Origin of the sequence: Flavitalea plasmicola, assembly GCF_030546645.1 — a bacterium.
Lineage (GTDB): Bacteria > Bacteroidota > Bacteroidia > Chitinophagales > Chitinophagaceae > Puia.
Genome location: NZ_JAUOTO010000002.1, coordinates 860,847 through 872,861, shown reverse-complemented (window position 1 = coordinate 872,861; position 12,015 = coordinate 860,847). Strand labels below are relative to the sequence as shown.

Here is a 12,015-nt window from a genome sequence, read left to right as displayed (position 1 = left end):
ACTACGAATGCGAGGTTCCATCAGGCCATTGAAAAATAAAATATTAACTGATGAAATTATTCCGGACAAAACAGGGCAACGTATTGGAAGCCGCAGGGAAGTATTACCACATGGACCAACCCTGGGACGAGCTGGTGAACAGGGATGGATTGTATGATTACCTGGAAAAAGCCGCAGGATCAAAAAAAGAAATGCCTGCCAGCAAGGATAAGGATTGGCTGGACAAAGGGATCCTTCCTCCCATCGGATCACAGGAAGTGTGGGCAGCGGGCGTGACCTACCTGCGGAGCCGCAATGCCAGGATGGAAGAATCCCAGGACTCGGGAGGCGCTACTTTTTACGACAAGGTCTATGAAGCGGAGCGACCCGAGCTGTTCTTCAAGTCCCTCCCTCATCGTGTGGCGGCGCATGGCGAATATGTTTATATAAGAAAGGACTCTAAATGGAATGTGCCGGAGCCGGAGCTTACCCTCTTCATCAACTCGAAAGGCGATATCCAGGGTTATACGGTGGGCAATGACATGAGCTCCAGGGATATTGAAGGGGAGAACCCGCTGTACCTGCCGCAGGCGAAGGTCTATGAAAGGAGCGCTGCGCTTGGCCCCTGCCTGTATGTGCCGAAAGAGCCCATCCCGCTGAGCGCGGTCATACATATGACGATCACCCGGGATGGAAAACAGGTGTATGAAGGAGAAGTACCCGTAAGCCAGATGAAAAGAAGCCTGACGGAGTTGGCCGATTGGCTATACCGTGAAACCGATTTTGTGAATGGTTGCTTTCTGATGACGGGCACCTGCCTCGTGCCTCCCAACGAATTTACCCTGCAGGAAAAAGATAGGGTGGACATCACCATCGACGGAGTAGGGGTGCTGACAAACTATATTCTTTATAAGCCCGTGAAATAGTGTTGCTATCTTCGCGTCCATGCAAAAAATGAATTGGCAACAGCTGTACAGCCCCGTTCGCACCGGATCATCCCGGACCAGCCGTGCGCCTGGCAGCAGTTCGGGTGCAGACAGAAGGACCTCCTTTCTTCGTGACTATGACCGCATCATCTTTTCCTCTGCCTTTCGACGCCTGCAGAATAAGACCCAGGTATTCCCTTTACCCGGACCTGTATTTGTGCACAACCGGTTGACACACAGCCTGGAAGTAGCCTCCGTTGGAAGAAGCCTGGGGAAGGTGGTGGGAGATGCCCTGGCGGACAGGTATCCAGGACTGGGCGAAGAATTCCGGGAGTTTTACAAATACGAGCTGCCTTCCGTCATTGCGGCCGGATGCCTGGCCCATGATATTGGCAACCCGCCTTTCGGGCATTCCGGCGAAGACGCCATCCGGAATTTTTTCCGGGGACTGGAAGGCGAGGGGGGCCGCCGGTTTAAGGAGGAGCTGACCCCCAATCAGCAGCGTGACTTCCTGTATTTTGAGGGCAATGCCAATGCATTCCGAACACTGACCCATCATTTTAATGAGAACAGCCCGGGCGGTTTCAAGCTGACATATGTCACATTGGCCTCCATCGTAAAATATCCTGCCGATAGCCTGAATGGATTTAACAAGCAACAGCTGGCTACCAAGAAATCAGGTTTTTTCGATTCGGAGATCGATACCTACCAGGCCATAGCCGCCGAGCTGGGCATACCCCGGCTGCACCCGGAAAAACATATCTATGCCCGTCATCCCTTTGTATACCTGGTAGAGGCCGCCGACGACATATGCTACAGGATCATCGATTTCGAGGATGCCCATCGGCTGAATATTATCTCCATCGATACCATCAAGGACCTGTTCCTTTCTTTTTTTGATGAAGAGGAAGGCTATGACGCACGCGATAGAGTGGAAAAAGTATTCCATCAGATCAATGACGACAACCAGAAAGTGCAATTCCTGCGGGCCAAGCTGATCAACCTGCTGATCCACCGGGTACGCGACGTATTCATAGAGAACGAGGATCTGCTGCTGGAGGGGAAATTGGAAAGATCCCTGATCGACTATCTGCCGGCCAGGCAGGTGTCCCTGGTGAAAAAAATTGACGCTTATTCCGTCCAGCATATCTATAACCATCGGTCCGTAGTGGAGATCGAGATCGCGGGATATAATGTCATCGGGGGGATGCTGAAGGAATTCTTCAGCGCCGTGCTGAACCCTCACAGCGCCAAGTCGGAGAAATTGCTGCAGCTGATCTCCCGGCAATTTGTTATTACGGGCCAGCCGGACCGCCTGTACGAGGATACGCAATCTGTCGTCGACTTTATTGCCGGCATGACAGACCTCTATGCGGTGGACCTTTACCGGAAAATAACGGGCATGGCTTTCCCTCAGATCAGGTAACTCGTTGATAATTAGGGCGCCGTCCTGGCATAATTTTTTAGTGGGTTAATATATTACATCACGCTAAATTTTATTTTATGCCAAATCCAAAAACAGATAGCGCTGGTTTTTCCACCAGCAACGCAGACCAGGAAAGGGATATGGGCGCCAAGGGTGGACCCGCGACAACTACAGGCATACCCGATAACAAGCATGGGGCTTCAGCGCCTTATGATTCCGATCTCCAGGCACAGATCGCTGCAAAGGGTGGCAAGCACCACAAGGAAAAGGAAAAAACAAAACAATACAGAAGAGATAGCCTCTAAGTCCTTAGGGGTGAAAAGGAGTCGTCTCTAACGGGGCGACTTCTTTTTTGGCAGGCCCCCTGTTCAGAAAAGATCCCTGTCTGGCATGAAAATTAATCCACTATCCTAAAACGCATCTATGTTCAATAAATTCCCTATTCACTTCAGCTTCGACGGGAAGCAATACAGTGGCGAGATCAAGCCGCTCCTGTCAGGGGCCCAACAACGTAAGCCGACTGCCTTTCAGGTCTTCCTGGACCATGTTTATTGTGGATTGATTAAAAAAAGAGGTGAGGAATGGGAAACTGATTCCCCAAAATGTGCGATCCTCGTCAAGCCGCTCAGGCGCCAGATAGAGGATTGGTACGAGTAACAAAAAGTTAATCCTCCATTACCCGAAGTATTTTTTTCATAGCGATCGCCAGCTGTGCTTCCACTGTCTTAATGGACAGGTCCAGCAGGGTTGCAACATCTTTATATTTTAAGCCGTCTTCCTTGATGAGCTTAAATATCAGCTTGCAGCGCGGGGGCAGCTCCCCGATCGCGATAGCCAGCTTTTTCGCTGTCTCGGAATGTACCAGCAGCGTCTCGGGGTCAGCGTTGAACTCGATATATTCATGGCTGCGCTCAGCAATGTCCACCGTCCGGGACGAAAAATTATCGCGCAGGTAATTCAGGGAAAGATTTTTCACCGACACATACAGATAGACTTCCAGGTTGCGAATAGTGGGGGATGCCGATCTCTTTTTCCAGAGGTTCATAAAGACATCATGGACGATCTCTTCAGCCGGCTGTTTTTGATGAACGATGGATAAACTAAAACGATACAAGCGCACAAAATACTGTCTATAGCATTCTTCGAAGGCTTGCTCATCGTTTAATTCAGTCACCTTATCATGCAGTATGTTTATGGTAATATCCATGGCAACACCTGACGGACGCCCGTTTTTCGGACATTATGGATAAAGGTAGAATTTTTTTTAATCCTCCCTTAAGGGTTTTTTCAGGATGCCGTGTCCTTCTCCTATAACCTAGTCGTTTATACCATGGATCAGGACAGAACAGATGTCTTATTGGCCAAATACCTGGCAGGGGAATTGTCGCCCGAGGAGAATGAGGAGTTGGAGTGGGCAATGCTCGCCAATCCCGCGCTGCGCGTCACTTTACAGGTGCTGCAGCGGATGCGGCAGCTTCCGGCCGGAAGCGCAAAAGAAGAGCAGGAAGCGATGGAAAGAGGCCTGCAGCGTATCACAAAAGAGCCCGTCGGTGAAAATGACCTGATGCCCGATGCACTGTACCAGGAACAAACAAAGGTTAAACGCCTGTCTTCCCGCCGGTGGATGGCTGCGGCAGCCGTGTTGGTCCTGGGGGTTGCCGGAGCCATGCTGTATCCCCGCAATAAACACGGTGTGGCCACCACCCCCGCACCCATACAGGATAAAGAAATAACAACGCGATACGGCACCCGCAGCTTCCTGGAATTGCCCGACGGTTCAAAGCTATGGCTGAATGCAGGCTCCAAAGTAAGATACGCCGATGGTTTTACCAATGGCCGGCGGGAGCTGACGCTCACGGGCGAAGCCTTCTTCGATGTAAAACATGATCCGGAACATCCTTTTATCATTCACACGGGCAAGCTCGATGTAAAGGTGCTGGGCACCTCTTTCAATGTAAAAGCCTATCCCAACGACTCCACCATTGAGACCACCCTGATCAATGGCAAGGTGGAGATCGATCTTAAGGACGATCGGCAATCGAACATCGTGCTGCAACCCAATGAAAAAGTGGTTATCCCGGTGAAAAGACCCCTGGCTGTTCATACCATGGAGAGCGAAGTGCTTCGCCATACGGTAACACCCGATCCCACCTACCGCACCCTGATCGAGACCTCCTGGGTAGAGGATAAGCTGGTGTTCCGGAATGAATCTTTTTCCGACGTCACCATGCGGCTGGAACGGTGGTATAATATCCATTTCAGCTTCGAGGATCAACGCTTTATGCAGGACAAGCTCACCGGCTATTTTAAAGATCAGCCCATAAAGAATGTGATGGATGCGTTGCAGATCTCGCTGGGCTTTCACTATCGCATCGACAAAGACACCATAAGGATCTGGTGAAAGATATCAAAACTGAAAACGAAGGATATGTAAGATATTCCTAACGATAAAAAGCTTGCCCAAAAAAACAGGAAGTGCTGTCACACTCCCTGCGTTGGGTATAATCATGTACTGATACCTAATCTCCGCCCGGATTTCAGGTCTCTGATTATTTAACCTCAACATTTCAAATGTATGAAAAAAAATGTTAGTGAAATCCTTCTGCGTATGAAACTCTCGATTGCTTTTCTGCTGCTGACATTCCTCCATGTTTCGGCAAAAGTTCATTCCCAGGACAAGATTACGCTTACTGAAAAGGGCATTAGCTGGGCCCAGTTCTTCGACCTGTTGCAGAAGAAAAGCAGCTATACTTTTGTTTACAAGGACGACGTATTACCTCGCCAGGACAAGATCGATGTTTCGGCTGTCGATCGCACCGTCCCCCAGATCCTGGAGAATGTCCTCCGTAATTCGCCGCTGACTTACCAGGTGCTGACGGGCAACCTCGTGGTTGTCACAGCCCGCATCGCGGAGGCCGGTGATGTCCGCATCACGGGTAAAGTATCTTCCTCCGCCGGAGACGCGCTGGCAGGGGCCAGCGTGAAGGTAAAAGGGACCTCCGCCGGAACATCCACGGACGCAAACGGGAATTTCACACTGACGGTCCCCGAGGAAGCCACGCTGGTGGTTTCGTACATAGGTTACCAGCAGCAGGAAGTACCGGTGTCGGGCCGGACACAATTCTCCATCGTGCTGCAAACCGTGCCTGGCAATATCAATGAAGTGGTGGTAATAGGCTACGGCACTACCCGGAAGAAAAGCAACACCGGCGCAGTATCCACCATCAAATCGGCCGATATCAGCAATCTTCCCGTAGGCGGCATCGACCAGATCATGCAGGGCAAGGCGGCCGGCGTCACGGTGACACAAGGCACAGGCGCGCCGGGAAGCCCTATCAATGTCCGCATCCGCGGCATCGGCACGATCAACGACAATAACCCGCTGTACATCATTGATGGCGTCCCTACCAAGGACGGTATCGCCGCCATTTCTCCCAATGATATCGAGGATATCAGCATCCTGAAAGATGCTGCTTCCGCCTCCATTTATGGCGCCAGGGCGGCCAGCGGCGTTGTGCTGGTGACGACCAAAAAAGGACGACAGGGGCGGCCGCGGTTCGGCTTTTCAGGCTACACGGGCGTGCAAACCCCCGGACACTATATCAAAATGGCCAATACCCGCCAGTATGTAAATGCTTTCAACGTTGCCGCAACCAATGACGGAAGAGGATTGATCCCTGCCACGATGCTGGATACCCTGCCTGATGTCAACTGGCAGAAAGAAGTGCTGCGGCCCGCTAATATGACCAATGTACAGATGTCGGTCAGTGGCGGCAGCGACAATACGCAATATTTTGTCTCTGCCAATTATTTCGGCCAGCAGGGCCTGATAAAGAATTCGGCATTCGACCGCCTGAGCCTCCGGAGCGCATTGACGACCACCTTGTCCAGGGTATTTAAGTTTGGAATGAATCTCAACCTGGGATATAATAAGAACCGGGAAGTAGGCAGCTCTGGTGATGGATATGGCAGTGGGAACCCTGGCCCCAGTGTGGTCCGGTATGCCTTATTCCGGACGCCGGCTACGCCCGTTTATGATAAGGCCGGCAATTTTGTGGATATTCCGGACCCCAGGGAGTTTTTCGGGGATGGACTGAATCCCGTCGGCCTTGCTGCCAATACAGACAGGAATTTCTATAACTACTCCATTTTGGGGGACGTCTACCTGGAGGTCACGCCGGTGAAGAACCTGCGTATCCGGAGCGACATCGGCACCAACCTGATCCTGACGGAATACAAGCAATTCTTTCCCACCTGGGGCAGCCCGGCGCGTCTGCAGAATTCGCCCAACTCGCTGGCGCAATCCTACATGAATGATTTTACCTACAACTGGACGAATACTGCCACCTATAATTTGAAAATGGGCGATCATTCCCTGGAAGTCCTTGCAGGTGCGGAAGCCGTCTCAAACGACATTCGTCAGCTCTCTGCATCAAGACAGGACTTCATTGACCAGGGCGCTTCTTTTCAATATCTGAACAACGGGACTAAGAATCCGCTGAATGGCGGCCTCGAAGACCAATGGGCCTTGTTCTCGGTTTTCAGCAGGCTGAGCTACGCCTACAACGATAAATACCTGGCCACCTTCAGCGTGAGAAGAGATGGCAGCAGCCGGCTGGATCCCAGCGACCGGTATGGAAACTTTTTCTCGGGGTCAGTGGGCTGGCGCATGGATAAGGAAAAATTCATGGAGAATGTCCGCGCCGTCTCGCTGATGAAGCTGAGGGCCGGTTGGGGACAACTCGGCAACCAGGAGATCGGCAATCATCCTTATACCACCATCATCAGGGGCGGCAGCATCTATTATCCTTTCGGAACGACTGCAACGCCCGCCTATACGATCGTCGCCAAAGGCAACCCAAATGTCCGGTGGGAAACGAGCAACCAGACGGACATAGGGCTGGACATGGGTTTTTTCAATAATGCCCTGCTTTTTACAGTGGACTATTACAATAAAAAAACATCGAATGTGCTGCTGTCTCCCCCGCAGCCCAGCAGCGCAGGCAGCGCTGCCAGCGCCACCGAAAATGCGGCAAATATCACCAACAGTGGCTTTGAGTTCGAAGCCAACTACCGGAAGACCATCAATAAGGACTGGCGGTTTGAGCTCAGCACCAATCTGGCTACCGTCCATAATGAAGTGACTTCTCTGGCGGGTGGCAAACCGCTGACGGCAGGACGCATCGACAATAACCTCAATGGAACTATTACTACCGTGGGTCAGCCCATCGGTGAGTTCTATTTATTAAAAATGGATGGCATCTTCCAAAATGCGCTGGAGGTGTTCACGCATGCCTACCAGGGGGCAGGTATCAAGCCGGGCGATGTGAAATTCAGGGATATCAACCACGATGGGGTTGTCGATCAGAAGGACCGGGTGTATGCAGGCAGCCCTATTCCAAAATTCTCCTATGGGTTCACGGGAAATGTTGGATATAGGAATTTCGACCTGACCCTCTTCTTTCAGGGTGTCAATGGTAATAAGATCTACAACCAGGTGCTCACGGACATAGAAGGCTTTTACCGGAGCTTCAACATCACGGAAAGGGTCGCTACGAAAAGCTGGACGGGAGAAGGTTCTACCAATACTTTCCCACGCCTGAGCTGGACAGGGGCGCAGAACAATAAGCAGGCATCTACCAGGTTCCTGGAAGACGGGTCCTATCTCCGGCTGAAGAACCTGCAGCTGGGTTACCGCCTCGGGTCGGAGACATTATCACGATGGAAGATATCCTCCGTCCGGTTTTTTGTCAGTGTCCAGAATGTATTCACCATTACCAAATACACAGGGCTTGATCCGGAAATGGCTACCAGCGCCAATGCGGCGACGTCAGGCGATGGGGATAAGGCGGTGGGCATCGACTGGGGCACCTATCCTTCAGCGCGCACTTTCACTGCGGGCGTCAACCTTAACTTCTAATATTCAAACTAATCATATGCGATCTAAAAATATTTTTATCTGCTTATTCATCCTCACGGCTTTGGCTGGTGGCGGTTGCAGGAAATTCCTGGATAAGAAGCTGCTGGGCGACTATACTACGACCAATTATTTCACCTCCGACGCGAATGCCGTATTGGCCGTTAATGCTGCCTATGCTCCCCTGTCCTTCACTTCGGGGGCTTCCAATGCCATATGGGTATTGGGAGATGTGGCGTCGGACGATGCGGAGAAAGGCGGACAGGCGGGAGATCAGGCCGATTTCGATGCCATTCACCAATTTAATATCCTGCCCACGAACTCGGCCGTAGAGGCCGTGTGGCAAAGATACTATGACGGGGTGTTCAAATGTAACGTAGTGTTGGATGGACTGCCGGCGTCCAATACAGCTGTCTCGGATGCCGTTAAAAAGTCCGTCATTGCCCAGGCGCGGTTCCTTCGCGCCTACTATTATTTCAATCTTGCCAACTGCTACGGTGACATACCCCTGCACCTGAAAGTAGAGACGCCGGAAGAGCTGCAAAGTCCCGCGATTGCCCAGGACAGCATCTACAGACAGGTGGAGCAGGATTGCCTGGCGGCGGCGCCGGACCTTCCTGCCAGTGTATCCGGCGATGACCTGGGAAGGGTAACGAAAGGTGCAGCCCTGGCCTTATTGGCCAAGACCTATCTTTTTCATTCCACGCTGGCCAATCACTATCAGCTGGCAGCCCAATATGCCCAGCAGGTGGAGAATACACCCGGTTATGAACTGACCAAAAATTATACGGACAATTTCAGCGCCGGCACAAAGATCAATTCAGAAGCTATTTTCTCCGTCAATCACCTCACAGGGTCCAGCCCCGTCTTAGGGAACGAGCTGAATGCATGGTTTGCCCCCCGGTCGCTGGGTGGCTATGGGTTTTTCTATCCCACGCAGGACCTGGTGGATAATTACGAGCCAGGTGATCCCAGGCTGGACTATACGATGGCCAGGCAGGGACATCCCTATTTTGACAAACCTTTCGATCCTTCCTGGACCACCACCGGCTATATCACCAAAAAAATGGTGCAGCCATTATCGGAAGTGCCCACCTCCCGGAAAAATGATGGCAGTGTAAATTATGAAGCCATCCGCCTGGCGGATATCCTGCTGGTGGAAGCAGAGGCGCTGAACGAGAGTGGTAACAGCCTGGCCGCATTGGCTCCTCTTGAGAAAGTAAGGAAAAGAGCCCGTGAATCCTACCTCAATGATCCATCCCTGCCTGGTTATGGAACAATTCCGGCCGGCCTGCTGCCGGAGATCACCACCACCGACCAGGGACAGCTGAGGACTGCGATCCGGAATGAAAGAAGGGCGGAGCTGGCATTGGAGTTCCACCGGTTCTTCGACGTCATCCGGTATGGCAGCGCCTACGCCACCAGCGCGCTGTCTAAGAATTCCGCCAACTTCAACTACGAGAAAAATAAATGGTTCCCCATTCCGCAAAGTGAAAGGGATGCAAACAAGAAATTAGGTAAATAAAAATCTTACTGCAATGCGTACTATAAGATATATCTTCTTTTTACTGGTGCTCTTTTCCTGCAAAAAGAATGAGCAGGCCCCCGATTATAATTCAGATAAAAGCAGGCTGACACACCTCACCGATTCGCTTACACAAGTATACGACAACGCCGTGGAAGGAAACAAGCCGGGTAATTATAGCGAAGGTGCCAGGGAAGCCCTTAAAGCTGCATTGGACCTTGCTGCGCAGGTGGAGAGCAAGCCCTTTACCCAGGAGTCAGTGAACAATGCCTATAATAATTTGCTCCTGGCTGCGCAGCAGTTCAATACTAAGCTGATCCAGGAGGTCTCGGCGGAGTACCTGGTAGCGTACTGGAAATTCAATGGGAATGCGGCGGATTCCAGCGGCCATGGTCATGACGGGATGCTGAAGACCGGTTATGTAGGCAGCAGCGCCGCAACGGCTGCGGATGGCGGCGTATTGCCGCAATTGACCACCGACAGGTTTGGAAGGGCTGATATGGCCTATAGCTTCAACAATGGCGCCATGATCCAGGTGCCCTATGCAACTGAGCTGAACCCACCGTCCTTCAGCATCAGCTTGTGGGTGAATATGACTGCCAATACGGCCAATAGCTATATGTTCTCTTTGGATCGCTGGAATGGGTTTAAGTTCAACCTCAATGGGACAGCGGTGCCTTTTCTCACTGTCTCGGTTTCCAATACCATATACGACCGGGATGCCGGCGGGGGAAATGTGTCGGCTAATACCTGGACCCATCTGGCAGTCTCCTATACCGACGGCACTATGAAATTCTATGTCAACGGCGATCTGCTGAAGACCTGGACCAATACGCCGGGAGCTGCGCTGACCCTCGCTTCTCCGGTAGACCTGGCCATAGGCAATGAAATGCCGAAGCAGTATTATAATCTCACGGACAATTCCAATCCCAACTATTTCTGGGGCGCCAGTTATTTCATAGGGTCGATGGACGATATACGGTTTTATAAGACTACCTTGACAGACGCGGAAGTACATTCTATCTATATCAATGAAAAAACACTGTAGATGAAAAGATATCTATTGTTCTATATTGTGGCGATGTGCGCCGCGTGGGGTTGTAATTCCACGCCTGATCAGCCGGCAGCCGCCGCACCCAAAGGGACTGTTGCACCCGACTCCACCAGCTGGGCGCTCCTGCCATTCGTAAAAGTGGACAGCGTAAACCCGGTGCTGACGCCCGGCGCCAATACATTTACGGACCCCATCTCAAAGAAGAAAATAGCCTGGGAGGAAAAAGATGTCTTCAATCCCGCCATCGTGGTGAAGGACGGCAAAATATATATGCTGTACCGCGCGCAGGATAAGATCGGTAAGCCGGGCGGTACCTCCCGTATAGGTCTGGCCGAAAGCGTAGATGGATTTCATTTCACCCGCAGCCCCGCGCCCGTGCTGTACCCGGATAATGACGCATACAAAAAATATGAATGGGAAGGCGGCTGTGAAGATCCCCGCATCGTGGAGGACGATCAGGGACAATACTATATGACTTATACTTCCTATGACGGCGACAAAGCCCGGCTGCTGGTGGCGGTCTCACACGATCTGCATCACTGGACCAAACAAGGGCCGGCATTTGCAAGGGCTTGCAATGGAAAATACCTGGACAAATGGTCCAAGTCAGGTTCCATCGTGTCAAAGTATGATGATAATGGCAGGATCATCGCCACCCGCATAAAAGGCAGGTACTGGATGTATTGGGGCGACCAGAACATCTGGGCCGCCACTTCTGACGACCTGATCAACTGGACACCCGTGGAAAAAGCCTCCGGCGAAGCCGACCCCATTGCGCTGCGGGGACAGGCCCTGGCCATGCCCGACCTGAAGATAGTGGTTCCCACACGGCAGAAGAAGTTCGATTGCGACCTGGTGGAATCAGGCCCGCCCGCCATGCTGACCGATCGGGGGATACTGCTCATATTCAATAGCCGGAATATTCCCTCCATCGGAGATACGGCGCTGCCTGAAGGTACGTACGCGGCTTCGCAGGTGCTGCTGGACAAGGACGAGCCGACCCGCATCGTTCGACGGCTGGAAAATTATTTCATGAAGCCGGACAAGCCTTATGAGGTCACAGGTCAGGTGAATGAGGTCTGTTTCCTGGAAGGGCTGGCTCGCTTCAAAGGCAAATGGTTCTTATATTATGGGACGGCGGACTCGAAGATCGCAGTCGCAATAAAATGAAAAAATAGGTCCCGTACG

10 protein-coding genes are annotated in these 12,015 nt (G+C 51.8%); 9 read left to right on the top strand and 1 reads right to left on the bottom strand.

The features are described from left to right. The first annotated feature begins 50 nt into the window (after positions 1-50). The 4 genes from Q4E93_RS08745 to Q4E93_RS08730 all read left to right on the top strand — a co-directional run bounded on the left by Q4E93_RS08745 (position 51) and on the right by Q4E93_RS08730 (position 2,988). Positions 51-905 carry a fumarylacetoacetate hydrolase family protein gene (locus Q4E93_RS08745; protein ID WP_303584352.1) on the top strand — a complete coding sequence of 285 codons (855 nt, stop codon included), beginning with the start codon at positions 51-53 and terminating at the stop codon, positions 903-905. Between the two features lie 19 nt (positions 906-924). Next, on the top strand, positions 925-2,331 hold the full coding sequence (locus Q4E93_RS08740; protein WP_303584350.1) for a deoxyguanosinetriphosphate triphosphohydrolase: 1,407 nt from the start codon (positions 925-927) through the stop codon (positions 2,329-2,331). Between the two features lie 77 nt (positions 2,332-2,408). Then, positions 2,409-2,636: a hypothetical protein gene (locus tag Q4E93_RS08735; RefSeq protein ID WP_303584347.1), complete on the top strand. Its 228-nt coding sequence runs from the start codon at positions 2,409-2,411 to the stop codon at positions 2,634-2,636. A gap of 118 nt (positions 2,637-2,754) precedes the next feature. Beyond that, positions 2,755-2,988, top strand: coding sequence for a hypothetical protein (locus tag Q4E93_RS08730; RefSeq protein ID WP_303584344.1), 234 nt, complete (start codon positions 2,755-2,757; stop codon positions 2,986-2,988). Between the two features lie 7 nt (positions 2,989-2,995). Here Q4E93_RS08730 and Q4E93_RS08725 read toward each other — a convergent pair whose 3' ends face one another. Beyond that, positions 2,996-3,538 carry an RNA polymerase sigma-70 factor gene (locus Q4E93_RS08725; RefSeq protein WP_303584342.1) on the bottom strand — a complete coding sequence of 181 codons (543 nt, stop codon included), beginning with the start codon at positions 3,536-3,538 and terminating at the stop codon, positions 2,996-2,998. Between the two features lie 123 nt (positions 3,539-3,661). Here Q4E93_RS08725 and Q4E93_RS08720 point away from each other — a divergent pair, with 123 nt between their 5' ends. The 5 genes from Q4E93_RS08720 to Q4E93_RS08700 all read left to right on the top strand — a co-directional run bounded on the left by Q4E93_RS08720 (position 3,662) and on the right by Q4E93_RS08700 (position 11,997). Beyond that, on the top strand, positions 3,662-4,732 hold the full coding sequence (locus Q4E93_RS08720; RefSeq protein WP_303584340.1) for a FecR domain-containing protein: 1,071 nt from the start codon (positions 3,662-3,664) through the stop codon (positions 4,730-4,732). A 207-nt stretch (positions 4,733-4,939) separates the two neighbouring features. Continuing rightward, positions 4,940-8,251, top strand: a complete 3,312-nt coding sequence (locus Q4E93_RS08715; RefSeq protein WP_303584338.1) for a SusC/RagA family TonB-linked outer membrane protein — start codon at positions 4,940-4,942, stop codon at positions 8,249-8,251. Positions 8,252-8,267: 16 nt separating this feature from the next. Next, positions 8,268-9,773 carry a RagB/SusD family nutrient uptake outer membrane protein gene (locus tag Q4E93_RS08710; RefSeq protein ID WP_303584336.1) on the top strand — a complete coding sequence of 502 codons (1,506 nt, stop codon included), beginning with the start codon at positions 8,268-8,270 and terminating at the stop codon, positions 9,771-9,773. A gap of 13 nt (positions 9,774-9,786) precedes the next feature. Next, positions 9,787-10,821, top strand: a complete 1,035-nt coding sequence (locus Q4E93_RS08705) for a LamG domain-containing protein (protein ID WP_303584335.1) — start codon at positions 9,787-9,789, stop codon at positions 10,819-10,821. Next, positions 10,822-11,997, top strand: coding sequence for a glycoside hydrolase family 130 protein (locus Q4E93_RS08700; RefSeq protein WP_303584333.1), 1,176 nt, complete (start codon positions 10,822-10,824; stop codon positions 11,995-11,997). It begins immediately after the preceding gene. Positions 11,998-12,015 lie beyond the last annotated feature (18 nt).